Source organism: Edaphocola flava (assembly GCF_004118155.1).
Lineage (GTDB): Bacteria > Bacteroidota > Bacteroidia > Chitinophagales > Chitinophagaceae > Edaphocola > Edaphocola flava.
Map to the genome: position 1 here is coordinate 319,987 of NZ_SAIQ01000003.1, position 21,825 is coordinate 341,811.

Below are 21,825 nucleotides of genomic sequence, written 5' to 3' on the forward strand. Positions count from 1 at the left end.
AATATCTCCATCATACAAATAAACAGGTCCGGAACAATGTTCCGGACCTGTTTATATTTACCTGTATCTTACTATTCTTCTTAGGGTTTTGTCGCACGAAGGGCATATACCATAGGTATTGCCTTCTCCAGGTGTGCAATACGATACCTGCCGGGAGCAATTTCCTTTACATTGCGGAAGCAGGGATAAGGGGAATAATCATACTCCCTGAAGGCATCCAGCACCAATCCGCTGTGCAGCAAGCTGGTGAAGACCTCTGCAAGGCCGTGATTCCAGTTTACATTTGCCAGCTCCAGTTCAGCATCAGGCTGCGCATAAGTACCTTCTGTAGTCTCTACAATGGTCTCATAATTGAAATAATCATAAGCCACTTTGGTAAAATCATCATCAAACATCCATACAACGGGATGAAACTCTGCAAATATGAAAGCACCACCGGGTTTAAGGTAGCGATGAATCAATGCCGCCCAGCGATCTGTATCGGGTAACCAGCCTATGGTACCATAACTGGTAAATACTATATCAAACTGTTCGTCTAAGTGCTGAGGCAGATCATAAAGATCACAGCAAACGAAAGTTGCATCCTGACCTGTCTGTTCAGCCAGTTCGCGGGCAAGGGCAATTGCTTTGTCTGAAAGGTCTACACCGGTCACACTGGCGCCCATGCGTGCAAGAGATATACTATCCTGCCCGAAATGACACTGTAAATGCAGCACTTTCTTACCACGGATATCGCCCAGCAAGTCCAGCTCTATTTCCTTTAAGGTTTGCTTCCCATCCAGAAAGCCCTGCTGATCATAAAAGTCAGAGGCCAGGTGTGCTGCTACCCTATCATTCCAGGAAGCTCTGTTGATGTCTATATATTTCTTATCTGTATTCATAGGTTATCTCTTCTTATTCCGTAAATCAATTCATCTTCAAATATTCCGTCCTTATAGATCACCTTAGGGATATTAGATTCCAATACAAAACCATTTTTAAGTAACACGTGCTGGGAAGCGGTGTTACTACCGAAAACACGTCCATATAAGCGTTCAATATCAAACGTTTTAAATGCATAAGGCAATATTGCAGCAATAACACTGCCCATAACCCCTTTACCCCAATACTGTTCTCCCAGCCAGTACCCCAGCTCAGCATTCTTGCACATAATGTCGGTCTGCGGGTGAATACCTACACCCCCTACTGCTTTGCCATTTATTTCAATAGCAAAGATCCGGAATGGTTCAGCAAGATTGGCAAATTCGATAAAAGCAAGCCCGTTTTCGCGGGAGTAAGGGTGAGGAAACATATTGGTCATGTACCGGGCGATGTGCTGATTATTGGCCTGTTCTACCAGGCTGTCCAGGTCGTCGGCATGCCAGGGCCTTAGTTTGAAATCGGTCATGGGATGATGTGATTAGCGACGGATTCAAATATACTGCAAAATGTCCTAAAAAGTGAAAGAGCGGGTAAAAACCCGCTCACACTCAATCCTTCATGCACCACTAGCAATGAAGCAAAAAATGAAACACTCTTTTACACCAGTTATAGTCCATTATCCTCTAACGGTGCCTAATACTTAAATTAGAATATATACATTATTTTAGCATAAATATTAAAACCGGCAATTACTTATACTTAAAGAAGTTTAATAATTTGAGATAAGGAACGTACTCCCAATGTCTATGATGCAAAGTAGCCGAAACATTTACGGAATACCAATAAATCGGGGGTTACAAATGGATTACAGTGCCGGAAATAATGGTATACAAATGGGCTACATCAATATAAATAAATAACAATCAGCCAATTATAAATAAACTATTTACACAAAACAGTGAAGTATATGATCAGAAAACAGTATACACCTTGCGTTTTGATAGTGCAATCAGTCTAATTTTCGCAAATATGTAGCCCGGAAAATCTCCTGCAACTTATTAATACTAAAGCTTTTTAAGCTGCAGGATATATGTTATGAATAAATTCTACCAAATCAGTCTCTGGTTCAAGATTCAATTTTTTCTTAATGCGATAGCGAGACATCTTCACACTATTATAATCGATGTTAAGCAGATTGGCCGTCTCTTTAATGCTCATATTCATTTTAATATAGGCACAATGTTTTAGCTCATTAGGCGTAAGCTGCGGACAAATCTCGGTCAGACGGGCAAAAAAATCGGGATGTACTTTTTCGAAATGTAGCTTCACCTTATCCCAGTCATTATCAAAATTGATCGAGTGCCTGATGTTTTGCTGTAGTTTCTGTAATCCGGCTTTTTGAGTACCATCTGAATGTATAATGGCCTGCTCCAGCTGCGACTTCAGTTCTTCCAGCATTTTGTTCTTTTCCTGCAGAAATAAAGTTATGGTGGTGAGCTCTCTTTGAGTGGAGGCCATCTCCCGCTCCAGGGCCAGCCGCTCCTCTTTATGCAATTGCTGCTCCAGCAGCGCACGCTCTTTATGATCCTTCTCCAGCTCCCTTTCGTAAATAGCATTTGCTTTTTCCTGCTCCAGCAGGCGCTCTTTACTTTTAAAATACAACTGACGCAGGCGCAGCGTCTTACGGGCACTGCAAAAAAGGTATAATCCGAGTACTGCCAATAACAGCATCATTACAATAAGGCCATTTTTCAACCGCGATTTAGATTGATATCCCTTTAATAATGTTTCCTTTTCGAGATCCTTATACTTATACTCAATCTCTTTAAGTGCAATGGCACTGCGCGTATTGGCAATAGAATCCTTAATATCATTGACCATAACAATCTGCTCTGCAGCCTTTCCAAACATATTTACCTGTTTGTAATAATCAGCCAGCAGGTTGCGGATGCTATATTCCATATATTTATTCTGGCTGCGGGTCACTTCGGCCAATGCGGTCATAAACAACTGTTCCACTTCAGGATTGAATGTCTTATTTCCGTCGCTGAGCAATTTGGCTTTACTACCCAGATACTGGGCATAATCAAAGCCTTTCTGTTTAGCCAGCTCAATTGCAGAGTCGACATACTGCATAGCCAGCCGGTCATTGCCCATAGCATACTGAACACTGGCCATATTGAAATAGAAATCGCATAACTCCTGCAACAAACCGTTCTTACGGGCCAGATCTATACCCAACAGGTTGTATCGGTATGCTTCCTTTACATTACCCTCTACCTGCAGTAATACGGCATAGTGATTGTAATAATCAGATATCAGGAGCGGAATCTTCTTATCCCTGATTTTTTCGTAACCCTGGTTATAATAGCGCTTTGCCGTTTTGAAATCGTTGGCAATAAAGTACAGGCGTCCGATATTTCCTTCCAGCTGGCCGACAAAACGTTCATCATTAAGCGACCTATAAATCTTTATCGCTTCAAAATAGTGCTTCATCGCCTTATCCGGCAGATTCATACGATCATAGGCTAACCCTACCTGGTGCAGCAGCATAGCTTTTGCGCGAGGCTCCTTCACATGCGCTATCCTTTTCAGACCTTTTTCCGCAAATTCAACCGCCAGGGGAAAGTTATAATCATCGATCAATACCCAACCCATTGTAGCATTGGCATGCGCAATAGCCAGATCATCGTGGGCACGCACAGCAATGCTCGTGGCGCTATCGGCAAGTGCCATAGCCTGCAGAAAATTCTTTTCTTTACTGAGGTGCATTGCACTGTCACACAAATCATTGACAGTGCCATTCTTCGAAGTGAAGATGGGAGATACCTGTGCTGATGAAGAGGTAAAGACACAACAAAGCAACAGACAATAGACATATCTGGTAAAACACATAATTTGTACAACTCGTCACCTGCATGATACAGGCGCTCTTTTTAATTATGATTATTCACTAATTACAAGTCTGCAGTTAGCAGTTTAGCAGCGTCGCGAAAGCATACTATGCGAGTACGGGCGTTATAAAAATAACAGAATGTAGACTCTATAGATATGTAATAGTGATTATATACTGACAAAGAAATAGTCTTTTATGGTAAACAAATGTAGATATTTTGCAAAATGGATGTTATTTTTTCAACCCCATACAATATATCAACACTTTATCTATACACAAATTATATCATTTGTTCAATAATAGATTGATGGCTTCTTTATAACCGTCTAATCCCTTGCCGGTGATCATGTGCAGTGCATGAACAGCTGTGTAGGTATGGTGGCGAAAGGACTCCCGTTTAGAGATGTCAGAAATATGCACTTCAATTATAGGTATACTGAGGCAGGCTAAGGCATCGGCAATGGCAATGCTGGTGTGACCATAAGCAGCAGGATTAAGGATGAGCGCATCATATCCTCCCTCTGTCAGCGACTGGATCTCATCAATCAGCGCGCCCTCATGATTACTCTGAAAGTAAGACAATACAACCGGCTTAAAGTCTGCCTCCAGCTGCAAAAGATAATCTTCAAACCGCACGTTTCCATAGATATGCGGTTGCCGGGTCCCCAGCATATTTAAGTTGGGGCCATTAATGATTTTTATTTTCATATACAAAACAAGAATAATGCACAACCTTGGAAAATCCCCCGATTTTTACCCCCGTCAGGGTATGCACTTATCTTACAAATAAACTACTTTTACACTTAAAATAAAAACGTTAAAGATGAAGTTTTCAAAATTAGTTATTGCAACTTACATCATGTGTGGCAGCGCAGCACTGAACAATTTGCACGCTCAGGCCCAACTGAATACAGCTGCAAAGGACTTTAAATTTATTGATCCGACCAATATGGATAAGTCTGTAAAGCCCGGAGATAACTTTTTTGAATATGCCAACGGAACCTGGCTTCAAAAAACAGAGATCCCGGGAGACAAAACCCGTTGGGGCTCTTTTGATGAGTTGAGAGACCGCACCAATAAAGCAGTGCAAAACCTGCTGGAAAGTGTAAAAAACAATACCACAGCCGCAAAAGGCTCTAAGGAATATAACGTATCTGCTTTTTATAACAGCGGTATGAATGTTCAGGCCATCAATAAATTAGGAATTAAAGCAATCGATCCTGAATTAAAAGCTATCCAGGCGGTTAAAACACCGGCACAATTACTGGATCTGGTGACCAGCCTGAACCGTAAAGGTATTCCTACCATCATCAATGGCTATATCGGACCTGATGATAAGGATGTAACCAAAATCATTACTCAATTCGGACAAGGCGGACTGGGCTTACCTTCTAAAGACTACTATACGGATAAAGATGAAAATGCTGCTAAAAACAGAACTGCTTACATCAAGTATATCACTGATATCCTGATCGCTTCAGGGCAAAATAAAATTGATGCGGCTAAAAATGCTGCGGCAGTATTTGCACTGGAAAACAAGCTGGCAGATGCATCTTTCTTTCCTACTGAAATGCGTGACCCTCAGAAAATGTATAACAAATTCAACATTAATGCATTTTCTAAAGAGACACCAAACATCAACTGGGCCAATGTATTTACTAAACTAGGCATCCACGGCGAAACAGAAATGCTGGTAAGTAATCCTGGTTATTACAAAGCATTATCTAAAGAGCTGACGGCAACACCAATCGCTACCTGGAAACAATATATGCTGTTCCATACGATCAGCCACATGTCTCCGTACCTGAGTGAGCAGTTTGAAAACCTGAGCTTTGAGTTTTATGGTAAAACAATGAGCGGCCAGAAAGAGCAAACTCCGCGTTGGGAGCGCGTTATGGGCGTAATCAATGGCAATATCGGCGATCAGCTGGGCCAACTGTATGTAGACAAAAACTTCAAACCGGAAGCTAAAGAAAAAATGCTGGAGCTGGTAAACAACCTGCAGGTTGCATTTGGCGAGCGCATTCAGCAACTGGACTGGATGAGCCCGGTGACCAAAGAAAAAGCGATGACCAAGCTGAATTCTTTCATGAAGAAAATCGGTTACCCGGACAAATGGAAAGACTACAGCAGCCTGACCATCACTAAAGGTAACTATGCACAAAACGTACTGAACGCTGCTGCATTCAATTATAACGAAGAGTTGAAAAAACTGGGTAAAGCCGTAGATCGTATGGAATGGTTTATGACTCCGAATACAGTAAATGCGTATTACAACCCTGCTTTCAACGAGATCGTTTTCCCTGCTGCTATCCTGCAGTATCCGTTCTTTGATTTCAATGCAGATGATGCCGTTAACTATGGTGGTATCGGTGCCGTAATCGGACACGAAATGACTCACGGTTTTGATGACCAGGGCGCACAATATGCTGCGGATGGTAACCTGAAAAACTGGTGGACACCGGAAGACGAAGAGAAATTCAAAGCGAAAACACAGGTTGTTGTAAACCAATTCAACAGCTACAGAGTGCTGGACAGCGTACCTGTAAATGGTGAGCTGACTTTAGGTGAAAACATTGCGGATCTGGGCGGTCTGGCGATTGCTTACCAGGCATTCAAGAAAACAGAACAAGGCCAGAGCAATGAAATGATCGATGGTTTCACACCAGATCAACGTTTCTTCCTCAGCTGGGCACAGATCTGGAGAGGTAAAGCTACCGATAAAAGAACGCTGCAACTGATCAAAATCGATCCGCACTCTCCTGGTGTATGGAGAGCGATCGGACCTCTGAGCAATTTCGAACCATTCTATAAAGCATTCAACATTCAACCTGGCGATAAAATGTACCGCCCTGAGAATGAGCGTGCAAAAATCTGGTAATAAAAGCTCTATATAAAAAGTAATGCCCCGGTCAATGACCGGGGCATTACTTTTTATATAATTTAAAATCTGTTTATGCTTAATGCTTAGACAGTATGCATTTTTTGCTCCTGCTCCCATTGTGCTTTACCATATCCTGGTATAACATGCTTTTCGCTATGGTAAGAAGAACGTACCAGCGGACCGCTTTCTACATAATCAATACCCATTTTATATCCTTCTTCGCGATAGAAAGCAAACTCATCAGGGTGCACAAAACGTACTACCGGCAAGTGTTTCGGAGTGGGTTGCAGGTATTGACCTATTGTTACAACATCCACACCATTCTCTTTCAGATCATGCATGGTCTGTAATACTTCATCTTTTTCTTCACCGATACCGAGCATAATACCACTCTTCGTACGTACACCAGCTTCGTGCAGGCGACGAATCACTTCAAGACTGCGGTGATATTTGGCCTGTATACGCACTTTACGGGTCATGCGTTCTACGGTTTCTACATTATGAGAGATTACCTCAGGGGCAACATCAATTACATTTTGCAGGTTATCCCATATCCCTCTGAAATCAGGAATCAGGGTTTCAAGTGTAGTATCAGGATTTAATGCTTTTACTGCTTTAATCGTATTGGCCCAGATAATAGAACCACCATCTTTCAGCTCATCACGGTCTACAGAAGTAATTACCGCATGCTTTACTTTCATCAGGTGAATCGCTTCCGCTACACGTTGTGGCTCATCCCAGTCTACAGCTTCCGGACGGCCGGTAGCTACAGCACAGAAGCCGCAGCTGCGGGTACAGATATTACCAAGGATCATAAAGGTAGCCGTACCTTCGCCCCAGCATTCTCCCATATTAGGACAGTTACCACTCTCACAGATCGTGTGCAGCTTATGGTTATCTACCAGTCCGCGCACATGCTTATATCCCTCTCCGGTAGGCAACTTCACCCGTAACCAGTTCGGTTTTTTAGGCTTTCCGTTTACATAGGTCACTTCCTCTTCTTTGTTTCTTGCTGCCGTAACAGTAGAAATCACCGGTAATTCTATCATGTACTATATGTTAATTCAATAAAATGCCTGGCAAAGTTCCTAAAATTTTAGTCGCAAACCAAGTCCGTTTTCATAGGGGGCCATCTTCGGTTGTTTAGTCAGACCAGGTATCCCTCCTGAAGTTGCTTATGATATTGTTTTACTTCTTCCAGCCCAGCTCAAATGAAGCATAAGCGTTAAAGAAGAATGATTTCGGATCCTGAAAAGCCATCTGGTGTATTTTCTGGAAATATACTTCAGCATTCACCCCCACTTCCAATCCTGCCAGTCTTTGTCTCCTGTCGGCATAGTCAAACTTTAGGCCGGAGCGCAGGTGCAAACCCGGAACGATCTTTATCTCATCCCAACCTTTTCGGAATCCATACCCACCCAGAAACTGCCTTGAGCCCAACTGTTGGGCCACACTATCCGGATTCAATTTTATAGAACCACCGGCATCCGTCAGGAAGTAATAAGGCTTCAGCAGCCCTAAACTCACCCCACCCACTGTAGACCAGTGTATAGATACGGTATGTGGTTCCGGTTTACCCGCAATCAGTTTCTTATAGCCCACTCCGACCTTGGCCTGGTAAAAGGTATTAATCTTACCAAATCGGAACATTTCGGTGCTGAATATAGATAACAATGGGTTCTGAAAAGAAGATCCTCCATCATAGCGAAAGTCACGCACCTCTTTAGGGTGGCGCTTCTCGCCTATCTCCAGCTGGAAAAACAACACATCAAAATAACGATCTATTTCGTACTTGGGTCCATCATTTTTCTTGATAATACCATAATTATAATAAGCATTCCAGCCATCCGTATTGGCACGGAACCCGATAGCATGCTCGCGGCGCAGGGGTTTAGGCCCCTTTACCTTGGCTTCCGCTTCCTGGGTATTGACCAGTACAACAGTATCTGCTATCCGGTTACGGTACTGCATTTTCTTCAATTGCGCCTGAGCCGCAATATTTCCGGAGACAACAGCTGCAAATATTATGGAGAATTTTACAAACAAGTTCATTGATAGAGATTTATCTTTGTAAATTTATACAAAATTCTGCAATGACCTCGAAAATTATTTACACCGGAAACTTAAGAACAGAGGCGTCCCATCTGCAATCAGGACACACGATTGAAACAGATGCGCCAGTTGACAATAAAGGCAAAGGAGAGCGTTTTTCCCCTACAGATCTCGTAGCTACCGCACTGGGTTCCTGTATGCTCACCATCATGGGCATTGCTGCAGAAAATCACCAGATCAATATCGTAGGTACGACCTGCGATATTACAAAGCGCATGGCTGAAAGTCCGAGACGTATCGGAGGCATTACCGTTGCCCTGAATGTAACCGGACAGGACAACTATTCCAGCAAGGAAAAAATGATCCTGGAGCGTGCCGCAATGACCTGCCCGGTAATGGAAAGTATACATCCGGAAATCGAAAAAATCGTAACCTTCTCCTGGAATGGTGTAGCAGAAAACTAATATAGAATTGCCGAATACATTGACGATAAATAAACAATTACAATCACTTAAAGACAGGTTGGCTAATGAAATCGTAGAACCCGCATGGGGCTGGGGTTTTCGTGTAGCCATATCCGTTATTGTGCCTGTAATAGCCAGTATTGTATCGGCCAATCCGAATTATTTCTGGATGGTGATCGCTGCAGAAACAGTATCCATTGTAGAACTGAAGGGATCGGCCGGTTTCCGTTCCCGACTGCTGGTCGCCGCTATTATATTTTCCATACTGTTTACATTTATCGGCAGTATTGCCGCAGCAAATATCTGGCTGGCGGTACTGCTTATGTTCCCCATAGCATTGGGTTGCGGCCTCATGAAAAACCTGGGCGACTGGGGTTTGGGTCTGGCAATTAATATCTATTTATTTTACCTGATTGCATCTGCCCATGAAGTACCCTTCCCTGTCGTAAAGGAAAGGATGTATTTTGTAGCCCTGGGTGGCCTCTGGGCCATGTGCATAGGGGTTTTCAGCTTTTCCTTCCTGCCACAGGGCAAACCTTACCGGAGAACCATTGGTAACATATGGAAGGCCGTCGAAAACCTAATGATCCTGGTCGCCAATGACTGGGACCCCAATAGTAAAAAGAGTTCTATACGTGCCTTGTATCTTAAAGAAAAAGAGATCAGGACGGCAATTGATGCTTCTCTGGCACTGTACGGTCAGCTGTATGATGAAAAAAGACAGCAACCAGATCAGGAAAAGAAACTGAGCTATGCCCGCAGATGCGCTTCTATGGCCAGCCTGCAGATCATCAGCATTGCCAATAATGCCGTACTGCTATTTAAAAAACCACTGAGTGAAGCATTTATATTACAGATGCACACTATACTTAAGGTGGTAGAGCAGGTATCAAACCGTATGGCGTTTTATTTCTATACCCGCAAGGAGGAAGAATTATTACTCATACAATCCCGCCTGGAGCGACTGAGCAAGTTCCGGGAGCAGCTGTATACGTTTGAAGAAAGTCAGCTGCCGGAATGTGAACGTATCATACGGCACATCAACCGGTTTACCAACCTGGTAGAATTATCTATAAAAACGGTATCTACTGAAAAAGAGAAATTAATGTTCAGCCAGTATTCGCTGATGCAGACGCTGAATATCCTGCATCCGAAGCACCTGCAAAACAATATCAGACAATTTCTCAATTTCGATAACCTTACCTTACGCTATGCCCTGCGCATGGCCATCACCGCGACTTTAGGACTGGGTATTGCCCAAATCTGGTTTCCGCATCATGGGTACTGGCTGCCTCTTACCATCATCATTGTAAGTCAGCCGTTCTTTGGGGCAACCTTAAAAAAGGGAATAGAACGAAGTATTGGTACTATTGCAGGGGTTATACTGGGCTCGTTGATCATGTTGCTGCCCTATGCCCACATTACACGGCATTTCATGGTGCTCTTCGGTGCCACCCTCATGATCTATAACCTGCGTAAAAATTACTCCTGGGCAGCATTTTTCATTACCATATTTCTGATTGGCCTGCTCTCTGCAGAGAATCAGGTAAGCACAAATATATTACTGGAGCGGGTTGTGGTAACAGCTCTGGGAGCAGTTATGGCCGTTATCTCAGGATTCCTGTTATTCCCGTCATGGGATAAAAAATTACTGCCCAACTACCTGGGTAAGGCTGTTATTGCAAATTATAAGTACTACCAGTTCCTGATGGGTGTCCGAGAAGCAGAACAGCAGCAAAAACCCTGGGTTATCTATAAGATAGCCGCAGAATCAAGCAACAGCAATGCTTTTGACTCCCTTAACCGCTACCTGACGGAACCTAAGTATCGTGCTAATAAAAATATTGGCGCAGCTTACTTCACCGCCATCACGTACAATATCCGTATTACGCGTGAGCTGAATGCTTATGTAGACGAGAAAGAGGCCGGAGAAGCCAGCCCTACCATAAACCTGCCTTCCGACAAACTGATACGGCAGATAGATGACTTATTTCAGAAAACAATTACCCTGCTTAAGGGTATGCCCGATATCACTATCGATGAAACGGGCATATACCCGGAGATGAGCTATGCAGCCATAATGGTTTCTGCACAGCAAAAGATCAACCTGGAGCGGCTGCATATTGAATTGAGCGCGCTGTATTCCAGCCTGATACACTAATGAATTTTACACGTCCATTTCGCGCAGTACTTTCTGATTATTTTCGATCAGTTGTACCAGCTTTTTCCGATCAGCATCGGTGAGGCTTACAGAATCGTCGGCCAGCAGGCGGCGCAGCTCTTCTAACTCATCTTCTTTTGAGCGGAATATGCTGTCAAATTTAGATTTGATCCCAGAAGCTACATTCGCTACTGTCTTACGCGTTTTAGAACCATTAGTAGGGGCAAATAAAAATCCAAGCACTACTCCGCTGATCACGCCCCATGAAAATTTTGACATAGCCATAGTATTCGATTTTATTCGTAAAAATAGGGATTAATGTGCTGGAGACCATGCCAATTTTTTGCTAAAGAGCGCACGTTTTTTAACCTAATTTTCTCGAAACTTAGCTGTATTTTAATTAGGTTTGCAGCATTACTCAAAACTAATTGATATCATGACCAATACTACTGTACAAGCCGTTAAAGAAAGACTGGACAACGGAGAGCAATTAAACATTATCGATGTAAGAGAGTCTGCAGAATATTACAATGACAATATCGGTGCTATTTTGCTGCCTTTAAGCAAACTGCGCAATTTCGATTCAGAAAACCTGGAAGAAATTCAGGAGCAGGAAATCATTGTACATTGTCAGTCCGGTAAAAGAAGTCTGGAAGCATGCATGTTGCTGGAGCAAATGGGATTCACCCATGTTGTAAATATGGAAGGAGGTATCCTGGCCTGGCGCGAAGCTTTCGGAGACGCAAATATTTAATATGCAGCATATAGAACCCTATTATCAATGGCGACACCTGTATATGTCGGAAGAAGATCCTCTGTCTCCTTTTTACGGAAGAGAGTACAGCGAATTTGAGTTCAGCCAGACGATATACAATTATTATATTCACCCGCAATGGGACGATTTCGGGTCCAATACACTATACCTGAAAATCCTGTTTGCAGACTATGAAGAAGGTTATGCTATCATAGAGCTGCTGGGCGAGTGGAATGATGCGATTAACAATGACATCATGATGCTGAAACGGGAGATTATAGATCTGTTGATCAATGAAGGAATCTATAAGTACATCCTAATTGCAGAAAATGTGCTGAATTTCCATAGCAGCGATGACAGCTATTATGAAGAATGGAATGAAGACATCAGCGATGAAGGTGGCTGGATCGTTATGCTGGGGCTGCCAGGACACCTGTATCAGGAAATGAGACAGGCTGGTATACACCGCTACATATTCTTCCAGGAATATGACGAATGGCGCACCCATCAGCCGCAGATGGTTTTTCAGAAAGTAGAAGAACAACTCTTAAAAAGGATCGGATAAATGAAGCAGCAAGTGCAAGTAGATATTTTTATACCTTGTTTTATAGACCAGCTTTTTCCCGAAACGGGATTGAATATGGTAAAGGTATTGGAGCAGTTAGGTTGTTCGGTAAATTATCCCAAAGGCCAGACCTGTTGCGGACAGCCGGCCTGTAACAGCGGCTTCCAGGATGAAGCCCGTTCTATTGCCAAAAAGTTTTGTAAAGACTTTGGTGGCACGGATCGTTATATTGTAGCGCCATCGGGCTCATGCGTAGGCTATGTGGTAAACCAATATGATCACCTGCTCAAGAATGCTGCCGAATACAATACGTATAAGAAAATCAAACCCAGGATATTTGAATTTGCAGACTTTCTGGTATCCGTTTTGAAAGTGAATGACCTGAATGTATCCTTTCCGGCCAAAGCCACTTACCATGACGGCTGCGGAGCACTCAGAGAATGTCATATCAAAGATCAGCCAAGACAATTATTAGCACAGGTACAGGGACTGGAACTGACCGAGATGAAGGAATGCGAGACCTGTTGTGGTTTCGGCGGAACCTTTGCCGTTAAGTTTGAACCTATATCGATCGGTATGGCTCAGAATAAGGTGGAGAGCGCATTGGCTGCCGGAGCAGAATACATCATCTCCAGCGACATGTCCTGCCTCATGCACCTTGATGCCTACATTCAGAAACAACATATTCCTTTAAAAACAATGCACATTGCCGACGTTCTTGCGGCTGGTATATGATGCAACAATTAATATACATTCATGTCTCGTTTTTTTGTGCTTGCAGCAACCCTGTTTTGCCTGCTTTTTACTAATAATACTGCTTCGGCGCAGCAGAATTCCGATTCTGTGATCCTATCCCAGATGCGCAAACTTTTTTATGGAATGAAGTTTAACGACATCCGTAACGATGCACTGGTGACCATTAAGGATATGCCTAAAGACAGCCCGGTACTGATCATTTATTTCAAGACTGACTGTGGTCACTGCCGCCTGGATGCAGAGCGCATGAACCAGCTGGCACCGGCTTATAAGATACCGATCTGGATGGCCTCGTATATGGACAAAGCAGAGCTGCAGACCTTCTCTAACGAATTTAAACTTGACAAGATTAAGAACCTGCGTGTATTACATGACTTCAGTAAAGGCATGCACAACTGGTTCGATTTTAAATACGTCCCTTTCATTGTACTGGTCGATGGTAAAGGAAACTTCATTAAAGAATTCAATGTATTGCCCAGCCCCGAAGAACTGGAGGAAGTAATCCGTACCAATGACTTCCTGGAAATGTATCAGAAATAAAAGATAACATACTTTATAACAAAAGGCAGCTATACAGCTGCCTTTTGTTATAAAACAAGAAACCAAAACCAACCAGTGCAGGTTTATTATTTTCCCAGTGCTTTGCGCACTTCCGGAGCCACTTTGGTTCCGAATAATTCAATTGATTTCATCATTAAAGCATGATCCGGTGCGCCCACATCCATATGCCCGATAAAACGGGTGATGCCAAACATCTCATGCATAGCCAGTATCTTGTCGGTAACCTGTGCCGGCTCACCGATAAACAGCGCTCCTTTAGGAGAACGTCCGGCATCATACTGTGCTTTAGAGTATGGAGGCCATCCTCTTGATGCTCCGATACGGTTCATCTGTCCGGAATAGTTTTTGAAATACTGATCCGCTACCGCTTCTGTTTCACTCACGAAGGTGTGAGAATGAATACCCACCTGCATTTTAGCAGGATCATGGCCACTTTTCAGATACTCCGCTTTATAGAACATCACCAGGTGTTCAAACTGCTCCGGCATACCGCCGATGATCGCCAGGATCAAAGGCAGACCCAGTCTTGCCGCGCGCAAAATCGACTCCGGTGTGCCACCTACCGCAATCCATATCGGCAACTGACCATTACGGGTTGCACGCGGGTATACCGATTGGTTTTCCAGCGGTGCCCTCAGCTTGCCCGACCAGTTCACCACCTCATTGTTATTAATGTTCAACAACAAATCCAGTTTTTCTTCAAACAGGCGATCATAATCTTTAAGGTCATAACCAAACAAGGGGAATGACTCAATAAAGCTACCACGCCCTACTCCGATTTCGGCACGACCGCCAGAGATCAGATCTATGGTAGAGAAGTCCTGGTATACCTTTACAGGCTCCGCAGAACTCAGTACCGTAACGGTACTCATCAGTTTAATATTTTTAGTAATGCTGGCCGCAGCAGCCAGTACAATTTCCGGTGAGGATACTGCATAATCAGGACGATGATGCTCTCCCATACCAAACACATCCAGTCCTACTTCATCAGCCAGTTTGATCTCTTCCAGTATCTCTTTTAGTTTCACCTGCGCGTCCTGTGGTTTGCCCGTATTGGGATCAAAAGCCAGGTCACCGAACATTCCTATACCTAATTCCATATGATTTTCCTTTTTGTAATTTGTTATTGCAAAAATACGAAGCTTAATTGGCCTCCGACATTGATGTATGATAAGTATTCCTTAAAGGAATCCTTATGTTTAAATGAATAGATTCAAGTGCACGAGTTGCAAACTCGCGCGAGATAAGTATTACATAAAAAAAGCTACCCATTCAGGATAGCTTTCAAATATGTTTTAATACTATTTAGCGGTTATAAGACAATACCAGAAACTCTTTTCCATAAGGATCGGTATACTGGTGCAGGGCTTCAAAGAAAGACTGTCCGTATTGCAGGTAGAATGGCATAAAGGTATCATAACGTTCCTGCAGGCTGTCATTAGGGAAAGTATGTTCCTTCAATTGCTGAATCTGCTGTACCCTGTCGGCCATCTTGCGTTTGGCCGCTTTGCGCACTTTTTTCTCCAGCACCTCTGCCTGCTTTTTTATTTTGGTAAATACAGCTTCCGCACTCAGGTGCAGTTGTCCGTCCAGGTCAGACAACCGGTCTATGGTTTCCTGTTCCAGTGTCTCCAGTTGTTGTTGTAAAGCCGTTACATTCCAGGAGTCATCACCGTACTGTGCTACATAGTTATTGATCAGTGGTTCTGTCTTTATAAATAATTCTTCCAGCGAAAGATTCAGTTTCTGTTGCATTGCCACAGATTTAGGACCTACAATCATTGCAGACTGACGCAGCACTATAGCAGGGAAGAATGCTTTGTAATGGGAAAAGAGGTCTTTTAACTGCATCCAGTAGGCCACTTCACTACCCCCGCCTATAAAAGCCACATCGGGCAGTATGGTTTCCTGGTACATCCCTCTGAGAATCACATTCGGACTGAAACGCTCAGGATGTTTCTCCACTTCCTGCATCAGCTGTGCTTCATTAAAAACAATATCCGTATTCAATACGAACCATTGGTCTCCATTCCGCTCAATACGCTCTCTCAGTCCCTCTTTCATATAGAAAAGGTTGATCGGCCGCACAAATGCCTGGGCAGTGTATTGTGCATTCAGCGCCTCTGATGTCTGCGTCACTATCTGCTGTGCGGTATGCTGCAGCAGCTCTTCTTTCATCACCGGAATAAAAGCCTTTTTCAAACGGGCATCATTGGCATCCAGTACCACAACACCGAGAAAGCCCAGCAATTCATTGACCAGGATGCGGGTAGCCTGCGCAATAGTATGGCCACCACTATAAGCCGTACGGATAATACGTTTGAGCGTTTGCTCCTCCACGCCTACCGGCCCCAGAACACGGAACAAATCTGCAATCAGTTCCTGCAGATCATCGGTATGCATACTGCCTACAGCACCGGTCTGTGTTGTATTCCAACGGTAGCTTTTACCCTCGTAGCGGAATACACTCAGCTCATCCAGGTCATTATCTTCAGAACCGATATAAAATACTGGTACAAACTGCGCCTCAGGATGCTGTGCAGACAAGTGTTGCGCCAGTTTAGCAGCATGAATAATTTTGTAGACGAAATATAAATAGCCGCTCATCAGGTTAGGCTGATGGGCGGTACAGATGGTATAGGTATTACCTTTTGTAAGCAGTTCAATATTCTGCTGTACAGCATCGCTCACCTCCAGGTGTGCATACTGCTCTCGCAACACCGATACCAGGGTATTACGGTCTACCGGACGCGCTGCTCTGCTTTGTATAGCCTCCTTCATACCCGCATCATCCGGCGTAAACACATAAAAGGGTCTCAGGCCAGGTGCTGCTTCAAGATAGTCCTTAATCAGGCTTGAAAAGTAACCGGTATTTTGTATAGGAAGGTATTGAGCAGTACAGTCGGCGATATTGTCCATTAAACAAGATGTTTGCGCAAAAATAAAAGAATATAGCAAATGTGATTGGCAATTTTTTCCTAAAAAAGGAAGCAATACCTTCTGGTATTGCTTCCTGATAACTAAATAGTTACATACAGTCATTAAAAACGGCTGGCATATTCCTTTGCAAAATCAACGATTTTGATCAGACCATCCTGTGGAGCACCCTTGCTTTCAAAATCAGATTGCAGTTTACCTTCGCGGATCGCTACGCCCATTTCCGTATACAGACCAGCCATCTCTTCCGGTAATCCGGCTCCGGTCATACCATCCATGGCCTGCTCATCGGTAAAGGCAACCCAAGGCAGTGTTTTGCCCAGGGCCTTGCCAAATACAGAAGCCACATCGGCTGCCGTTACATAATCACTTACGATATAACGAACTTCATGTCCCGCAGGGTTTTGCTGTAAAGCTTCTGCCGCAGCCTGCGCAATATCAGCCGGGTGTACCAGAGGTATTTTTACATCAGCTGCAAAATTAGAACCCAGTATGCCTGCATGCTGAATCATCGGAATATCGTTGTAATAATTGGTGTAGAAATAGCCTGCACGTAAATAAGTTACCGCGACATCGGCTAATGCACTATACAGCTTTTCGATATGATGCAGTCCTGTAATAGGGCCTGTACCACCGTCAAAATCAGCACCCACACTGCTGAGCATCACGACACGTTTCACTCCGGAATTTTTGATTGCAGTGGCATAAGACCTGCCGGCATTAACGGTGTGCTCAATAATGTTCTGTCCGCCCATATTCGGAGGGGTCATTACAAATACCGCATCGGCACCTGCGAAGGTCTGCTCCAGAAAGGCAGTATCTGTTATGGAACCAATGGCTGCTGTAGCACCCAGTTGCTCGATGGCGGTCTTCCTGTCTGCACTGCTGCTGATCAGGGTTACCTTATGTCCTGCTGCTACCAGGTTTTTTACTAAATGTTGTCCTATGTTCCCCAGGGAACCGGTAAGGGTAATATTCATCAGATAAAATATTTTGGTTAATTGATAATGCAAAAGTACTTTTGTACTTACTTTTATACAAGTACTTACCCTAAAGTATGTATCATTATGACCGCTATTAAATCATCCTCAACCATTCAGCAGAATAAGAAAACGGCACTGGCAATGTGCCCGGTAACCTTTACGATGGAGAAAATAGGAAGTTATTGGAAGCCCATTATTATCTACCATCTATCAGAAGGCAGTAAACGCTATAGTGAATTAAAAAAGGCAATACCTGCTGTTACGGAGAAGATGCTGATACAGCATTTGAAGCAGTTGGAGACAGACGGATTGGTGATACGGGAAGCCAGGCCGGTAGTACCACCCTATGTCACCTACCAGCTCAGCGAATCGGGCAGGCAGCTGCTCCCGGTGATTCATGCCATGGCCACCTGGGCCACGGCGCATATGTAAACATCATTAATTCAAAGGCATTACCTCACGGTAGCTGCTGGGCGTTTGCCCGTGATGTGCTTTAAAAATTCTGGAGAAGTGCGATACATTTTCAAAGCCCAGGGAGAAACAGATATCCGTTACGCTCATCTGTGTATGCTCCAGCATTTCTTTGGCTTTGACCAGGCGTTTCTCGCGGATCCAGCTGGCTGGTGACATATTGTATATGCGCTGAAAGTCGCGCTTAAAGCTGGACAGGCTGCGCCCGGAGAGATAAGCCAGCTCTTCAAGATTGACCGGTGAGGCATAATGCTGTTCTACCACCTGGCTCACATCGGTACGTACCGGTTGGTGTAATTGTAAGATCTGAAAAAATACATTTTTATTATACTCCGCTACATCATACAGCAACTCCATCATCTTTAACCGCAACTGGCCGGGATTCACGCCAGACTGGTTATTGAAGTATGGTTTCAGCGAATGTACAAAGGCAACCAGGTATTCGTTTATAGGATATACTTCGCTCTTTATCTCCCCTTCTGCCTTTAATTTCGGAATCTCAATCTGGGCTGTAGACAGGAATGATTTCAACAGATCATCCTTCAAAGAGAACATCATGCTCTCGTATATATTATCATTGTCGGGATCACCGGCTTTCTCATACTGAACAGCAGTAGCCTTTTTGAGCAGGATCATTTCATTCTTACCTACCACATAGGTCTGCTTTCCGTAAGTCATCTTATTTGTTCCGCCCAGCACGAACAATAACAGGTGTTCCTCGAGGTACATTGTACCACTAGCACCTGTACTATGTACACACTGCTGCACCACAGAACAACCTTCCAGCTCCAGTGTAGCCTGTGCGGCATCGCAATTAACGAGTGCTGTAGGCACCTTAACCATTTTTGTAACCATAAAGTATTTGCTATCAGCAACAAAAGTACGAAATACAGATCCATACACTTTTCTTTTCGGTTCATATAATTATGCTAAAAAGTTCAGATCCGGATACAATGATTTAATACTGGAGTATTAGCTTTGTGGAGTACAACAAATACCCTGACCTAAAAAGAACAAAATATTGAACTGCTGAGTACAAGCAGTTTCCCGAGGACCGCATACTTTTGTATCATCAAAAACAATTAAAAAAACAACAAAGAGATATGATCGCAACAAAAGGCTATGCCGCTATGAATGCCGGCGAGCAATTAACCGAATGGAATTTTGAAAGAAGAGCTGTTGGCCCTAACGATGTACAGTTCGACATACAGTACTGCGGGGTTTGCCACTCTGATCTGCATCAGATCCGCAATGACTGGTTTCCGGGTATCTTCCCGATGGTACCGGGACATGAGATTGTAGGAAGAGTGATCGCTGTAGGCGAAAATGTAAGCAAATTCAAACTGGGCGACCTGGTGGGCACCGGTTGTATGGTAGACTCCTGCGGAGACTGCAGCTCCTGTAAGCATGGTGAAGAACAGTATTGCGAAAATGGCAGTGTATCTACCTACAATGGCCTGAATAAGTACACTGATGGTATGCCTACTTATGGTGGTTATTCTAAAACCATTGTGGTCAAAGAAGATTTCGTACTGAATGTACCGGAAAACCTGCCGCTGTCTGGAGTGGCACCATTATTATGTGCCGGTATTACCACCTACTCTCCTTTAAGACACTGGAAGGTTGGCAAAGGCCATAAACTGGCAGTACTGGGCCTGGGTGGCTTAGGTCATATGGCCGTAAAATTCGGCGTGGCATTCGGTGCTGAAGTAACGGTATTAAGTACTTCTGAAAATAAGCGCGAAGATGCGATGAAGCTGGGTGCACACCAGTTTGTAGTAACCAAAGACGAAGCACAGTTCAATGCGGTTAAAGATTCATTTGACTTTATCCTGGATACCGTAAGTGCTCCACATGATATTGCGGCATACATGGGTCTGCTGAAAACAAACGGGGTACACATCTGTGTGGGCGTACCTTCTGAGCCATCTGTAATTCCTGCATTTGCCCTGATCGGTAACCGCAAAAGCCTTGCAGGCTCTATGATCGGTGGTATCGAAGAGACTCAGGAGATGCTGGATTTCTGCGGTGAAAACAATATCGTATCAGAAGTGGAAGTAATCGATATGGCTTACATTGATAAGGCATATGAGCGCATGGAGAAAAACGATGTGAAATATCGCTTTGTAATAGACATGGCTACTTTATAAGTACAGCTTTAATCACAAAAAGCCCGGGTACATACCCGGGCTTTTGTTTGATAACATGTCAGCGTTATTTCTTTCTTTTATTTCCTTCAATATTCGGCAGGAAACCCGTCACCATGCCTATCAGCGGCAGGAAGGCGCAAACCGAGAAGACATATTGAATGCCCTTCTGATCGGCCAGCCATCCTAATACAGCAGAACCGATACCGCCCATACCGAAAGCAAAACCAAAGAATAATCCGGCAACCATACCTACTTTTCCGGGAATGAGCTCTGTAGCATATACCAGGATGGCAGAAAATGCAGAGGAGATGATGAGCCCTATAATAACCGCCAGTACGATGGTGCCAAACAGGTTTACATGCGGCAGCAGCAGCGTGAATGGAGCTGCACCTAATATAGAGATCCAGATAATCCATTTACGTCCGTAACGGTCGCCCAGCGGACCTCCCAGAATAGTGCCCGCGGCAACGGCAGCCAGGAAGGCAAATAAATAGACCTGAGATTGCTGTACACTTACCCCGAATTTCTCTATAAGGTAGAAGGTGAAGTAACTGGTCATAGAGGCCATATAAAAGTACTTGGAGAAAATCAATACCAGCAGAATTATGATAGAGATGATCACTTTATAGCGGGGCAATGCAACCCGCTCTGTAACTACTTTCTGTGGTTGTGCTGCTTTCAGGGCCATATGCTGCTGATACCATTTACCAATAATGGTCAGGATGATGATCGCCACAATAGCCAGTACACCAAACCAGCCGATATAACGTTGCCCGAATGGAATGATGACTAATGCTGCGAGCAATGGACCGATCGCACCACCGGCATTACCCCCTACCTGGAAGATAGACTGGGCAAGCCCTTTCTTGCCACCGGATGCCAGGTGCGCCACACGTGATGCTTCCGGATGAAACACCGAAGAGCCAATACCAATCAGACTTACAGAAGCCAGTATGGCATAAAGATTGCCTGCAAAAGCCATACAGATCAGTCCCATCAGGGAGAAGAACATGCCTATAGCAAGGGATTTTGGATTGGGTCTTTTATCAGTATACAATCCTACAAAGGGCTGTAGAATAGAGGCAGTAAGCTGAAACACTAAGGTGATAATACCCACCTGGGTAAAGGTGAGTGCATAATTATCTTTGAGCAATGGATAAATGGCAGGAATCAATGACTGCAACAGGTCATTGAGCAAATGGGATAAACTGATGGCAAACAAGATCGGATATACCGTCTGGTTGGCTTGTAATGTGCCGGAAGCGGCAATAGGTTCTTTCATAAAAAAACAAGTCTTAAACATCAGGTCATCTGATGTTTGTTATTAAAA

General features: G+C 43.9%; 21 protein-coding genes. 9 read left to right on the top strand and 12 right to left on the bottom strand.

All coding sequences use genetic code 11. From position 1 onward, the window contains the following. Positions 1 to 80: 80 nt before the first annotated feature. The 4 genes from EMP01_RS10900 to EMP01_RS10915 form a co-directional block, all read right to left on the bottom strand. Positions 81 to 881, bottom strand: coding sequence for a class I SAM-dependent methyltransferase (locus tag EMP01_RS10900; RefSeq protein WP_129021546.1), 801 nt, complete (start codon positions 879 to 881; stop codon positions 81 to 83). Continuing rightward, positions 878 to 1,387, bottom strand: coding sequence for a GNAT family N-acetyltransferase (locus tag EMP01_RS10905; protein WP_129021547.1), 510 nt, complete (start codon positions 1,385 to 1,387; stop codon positions 878 to 880). Before EMP01_RS10905 ends, EMP01_RS10900 begins: the two co-directional genes overlap by 4 nt. A gap of 548 nt (positions 1,388 to 1,935) precedes the next feature. Next, positions 1,936 to 3,756 (bottom strand): helix-turn-helix transcriptional regulator, encoded by a 1,821-nt coding sequence (locus EMP01_RS10910; protein WP_129021548.1) that lies wholly within the window; start codon positions 3,754 to 3,756, stop codon positions 1,936 to 1,938. A 286-nt stretch (positions 3,757 to 4,042) separates the two neighbouring features. Beyond that, complete coding sequence (locus EMP01_RS10915; RefSeq protein WP_129021549.1) at positions 4,043 to 4,465, bottom strand: type II 3-dehydroquinate dehydratase; 423 nt, start codon at positions 4,463 to 4,465, stop codon at positions 4,043 to 4,045. Positions 4,466 to 4,580: 115 nt separating this feature from the next. Between EMP01_RS10915 and EMP01_RS10920 the strand changes: the two genes are divergently transcribed. Beyond that, positions 4,581 to 6,638 (top strand): M13 family metallopeptidase, encoded by a 2,058-nt coding sequence (locus tag EMP01_RS10920; RefSeq protein ID WP_129021550.1) that lies wholly within the window; start codon positions 4,581 to 4,583, stop codon positions 6,636 to 6,638. Between the two features lie 86 nt (positions 6,639 to 6,724). On the opposite strand, the gene lipA is transcribed toward EMP01_RS10920, so the two are convergent. Both lipA and EMP01_RS10930 read right to left on the bottom strand, forming a co-directional pair. Next, positions 6,725 to 7,690 carry a lipoyl synthase gene (lipA, locus tag EMP01_RS10925; RefSeq protein ID WP_129021551.1) on the bottom strand — a complete coding sequence of 322 codons (966 nt, stop codon included), beginning with the start codon at positions 7,688 to 7,690 and terminating at the stop codon, positions 6,725 to 6,727. 139 nt (positions 7,691 to 7,829) lie between these two features. Then, positions 7,830 to 8,693, bottom strand: a complete 864-nt coding sequence (locus EMP01_RS10930) for a hypothetical protein (RefSeq protein ID WP_129021552.1) — start codon at positions 8,691 to 8,693, stop codon at positions 7,830 to 7,832. A gap of 41 nt (positions 8,694 to 8,734) precedes the next feature. On the opposite strand from EMP01_RS10930, the gene EMP01_RS10935 reads away from it, so the two are divergent. Both EMP01_RS10935 and EMP01_RS10940 read left to right on the top strand, forming a co-directional pair. Further along, a complete protein-coding gene (locus EMP01_RS10935; RefSeq protein WP_129021553.1) occupies positions 8,735 to 9,157 on the top strand; it encodes an OsmC family protein in 423 nt (140 codons plus the stop codon). 7 nt (positions 9,158 to 9,164) lie between these two features. Continuing rightward, positions 9,165 to 11,318, top strand: coding sequence for an FUSC family protein (locus EMP01_RS10940; protein WP_161971317.1), 2,154 nt, complete (start codon positions 9,165 to 9,167; stop codon positions 11,316 to 11,318). A 6-nt stretch (positions 11,319 to 11,324) separates the two neighbouring features. Here the strand turns inward: EMP01_RS10940 and EMP01_RS10945 are convergent, their stop codons facing one another. Then, a complete protein-coding gene (locus tag EMP01_RS10945; protein WP_161971318.1) occupies positions 11,325 to 11,597 on the bottom strand; it encodes a YtxH domain-containing protein in 273 nt (90 codons plus the stop codon). 157 nt (positions 11,598 to 11,754) lie between these two features. Between EMP01_RS10945 and EMP01_RS10950 the strand changes: the two genes are divergently transcribed. From EMP01_RS10950 to EMP01_RS10965, 4 genes are read left to right on the top strand one after another with little or no spacing between them, the layout of a single operon-like run. After that, the gene (locus EMP01_RS10950) at positions 11,755 to 12,072 is read left to right on the top strand and encodes a rhodanese-like domain-containing protein (protein ID WP_129021556.1); all 318 of its coding nucleotides are present in this window, start codon (positions 11,755 to 11,757) and stop codon (positions 12,070 to 12,072) included. A gap of 1 nt (position 12,073) precedes the next feature. Continuing rightward, on the top strand, positions 12,074 to 12,637 hold the full coding sequence (locus tag EMP01_RS10955; RefSeq protein WP_129021557.1) for a hypothetical protein: 564 nt from the start codon (positions 12,074 to 12,076) through the stop codon (positions 12,635 to 12,637). Continuing rightward, the gene (locus EMP01_RS10960; protein WP_129021558.1) at positions 12,638 to 13,372 is read left to right on the top strand and encodes a (Fe-S)-binding protein; all 735 of its coding nucleotides are present in this window, start codon (positions 12,638 to 12,640) and stop codon (positions 13,370 to 13,372) included. It abuts the gene before it with no gap. Positions 13,373 to 13,393: 21 nt separating this feature from the next. Next, positions 13,394 to 13,933, top strand: coding sequence for a peroxiredoxin family protein (locus tag EMP01_RS10965; RefSeq protein WP_129021559.1), 540 nt, complete (start codon positions 13,394 to 13,396; stop codon positions 13,931 to 13,933). 86 nt (positions 13,934 to 14,019) lie between these two features. Here the strand turns inward: EMP01_RS10965 and EMP01_RS10970 are convergent, their stop codons facing one another. From EMP01_RS10970 to EMP01_RS10980, 3 genes are all read right to left on the bottom strand, one after another. Beyond that, positions 14,020 to 15,054 carry an LLM class flavin-dependent oxidoreductase gene (locus EMP01_RS10970; protein WP_129021560.1) on the bottom strand — a complete coding sequence of 345 codons (1,035 nt, stop codon included), beginning with the start codon at positions 15,052 to 15,054 and terminating at the stop codon, positions 14,020 to 14,022. Between the two features lie 205 nt (positions 15,055 to 15,259). Next, positions 15,260 to 16,873 (bottom strand): bacillithiol biosynthesis cysteine-adding enzyme BshC, encoded by a 1,614-nt coding sequence (gene bshC / locus EMP01_RS10975; RefSeq protein WP_161971320.1) that lies wholly within the window; start codon positions 16,871 to 16,873, stop codon positions 15,260 to 15,262. Positions 16,874 to 16,995: 122 nt separating this feature from the next. Beyond that, on the bottom strand, positions 16,996 to 17,871 hold the full coding sequence (locus EMP01_RS10980; protein ID WP_129021562.1) for an NmrA family NAD(P)-binding protein: 876 nt from the start codon (positions 17,869 to 17,871) through the stop codon (positions 16,996 to 16,998). An 87-nt stretch (positions 17,872 to 17,958) separates the two neighbouring features. On the opposite strand from EMP01_RS10980, the gene EMP01_RS10985 reads away from it, so the two are divergent. Then, positions 17,959 to 18,306 carry a winged helix-turn-helix transcriptional regulator gene (locus tag EMP01_RS10985; protein ID WP_129021563.1) on the top strand — a complete coding sequence of 116 codons (348 nt, stop codon included), beginning with the start codon at positions 17,959 to 17,961 and terminating at the stop codon, positions 18,304 to 18,306. Between the two features lie 6 nt (positions 18,307 to 18,312). Here EMP01_RS10985 and EMP01_RS10990 read toward each other — a convergent pair whose 3' ends face one another. Further along, positions 18,313 to 19,200, bottom strand: a complete 888-nt coding sequence (locus EMP01_RS10990) for an AraC family transcriptional regulator (RefSeq protein WP_129021564.1) — start codon at positions 19,198 to 19,200, stop codon at positions 18,313 to 18,315. Between the two features lie 248 nt (positions 19,201 to 19,448). Between EMP01_RS10990 and EMP01_RS10995 the strand changes: the two genes are divergently transcribed. Beyond that, complete coding sequence (locus EMP01_RS10995) at positions 19,449 to 20,495, top strand: NAD(P)-dependent alcohol dehydrogenase (RefSeq protein WP_129021565.1); 1,047 nt, start codon at positions 19,449 to 19,451, stop codon at positions 20,493 to 20,495. A gap of 64 nt (positions 20,496 to 20,559) precedes the next feature. Here EMP01_RS10995 and EMP01_RS11000 read toward each other — a convergent pair whose 3' ends face one another. Then, positions 20,560 to 21,777 (bottom strand): MFS transporter, encoded by a 1,218-nt coding sequence (locus tag EMP01_RS11000; RefSeq protein ID WP_129021566.1) that lies wholly within the window; start codon positions 21,775 to 21,777, stop codon positions 20,560 to 20,562. Positions 21,778 to 21,825 lie beyond the last annotated feature (48 nt).

Coding starts and splice junctions, on each gene's coding strand:
- EMP01_RS10900 (WP_129021546.1), bottom strand. CDS start 881: ATGAATACAGATAAGAAATATATAGACATCAACAGAGCTTCCTGGAAT.
- EMP01_RS10905 (WP_129021547.1), bottom strand. CDS start 1,387: ATGACCGATTTCAAACTAAGGCCCTGGCATGCCGACGACCTGGACAGC.
- EMP01_RS10910 (WP_129021548.1), bottom strand. CDS start 3,756: ATGTGTTTTACCAGATATGTCTATTGTCTGTTGCTTTGTTGTGTCTTT.
- EMP01_RS10915 (WP_129021549.1), bottom strand. CDS start 4,465: ATGAAAATAAAAATCATTAATGGCCCCAACTTAAATATGCTGGGGACC.
- EMP01_RS10920 (WP_129021550.1), top strand. CDS start 4,581: ATGAAGTTTTCAAAATTAGTTATTGCAACTTACATCATGTGTGGCAGC.
- lipA (WP_129021551.1), bottom strand. CDS start 7,690: ATGATAGAATTACCGGTGATTTCTACTGTTACGGCAGCAAGAAACAAA.
- EMP01_RS10930 (WP_129021552.1), bottom strand. CDS start 8,693: ATGAACTTGTTTGTAAAATTCTCCATAATATTTGCAGCTGTTGTCTCC.
- EMP01_RS10935 (WP_129021553.1), top strand. CDS start 8,735: ATGACCTCGAAAATTATTTACACCGGAAACTTAAGAACAGAGGCGTCC.
- EMP01_RS10945 (WP_161971318.1), bottom strand. CDS start 11,597: ATGTCAAAATTTTCATGGGGCGTGATCAGCGGAGTAGTGCTTGGATTT.
- EMP01_RS10950 (WP_129021556.1), top strand. CDS start 11,755: ATGACCAATACTACTGTACAAGCCGTTAAAGAAAGACTGGACAACGGA.
- EMP01_RS10955 (WP_129021557.1), top strand. CDS start 12,074: ATGCAGCATATAGAACCCTATTATCAATGGCGACACCTGTATATGTCG.
- EMP01_RS10960 (WP_129021558.1), top strand. CDS start 12,638: ATGAAGCAGCAAGTGCAAGTAGATATTTTTATACCTTGTTTTATAGAC.
- EMP01_RS10965 (WP_129021559.1), top strand. CDS start 13,394: ATGTCTCGTTTTTTTGTGCTTGCAGCAACCCTGTTTTGCCTGCTTTTT.
- EMP01_RS10970 (WP_129021560.1), bottom strand. CDS start 15,054: ATGGAATTAGGTATAGGAATGTTCGGTGACCTGGCTTTTGATCCCAAT.
- bshC (WP_161971320.1), bottom strand. CDS start 16,873: ATGGACAATATCGCCGACTGTACTGCTCAATACCTTCCTATACAAAAT.
- EMP01_RS10980 (WP_129021562.1), bottom strand. CDS start 17,871: ATGAATATTACCCTTACCGGTTCCCTGGGGAACATAGGACAACATTTA.
- EMP01_RS10985 (WP_129021563.1), top strand. CDS start 17,959: ATGACCGCTATTAAATCATCCTCAACCATTCAGCAGAATAAGAAAACG.
- EMP01_RS10990 (WP_129021564.1), bottom strand. CDS start 19,200: ATGGTTACAAAAATGGTTAAGGTGCCTACAGCACTCGTTAATTGCGAT.
- EMP01_RS10995 (WP_129021565.1), top strand. CDS start 19,449: ATGATCGCAACAAAAGGCTATGCCGCTATGAATGCCGGCGAGCAATTA.
- EMP01_RS11000 (WP_129021566.1), bottom strand. CDS start 21,777: ATGAAAGAACCTATTGCCGCTTCCGGCACATTACAAGCCAACCAGACG.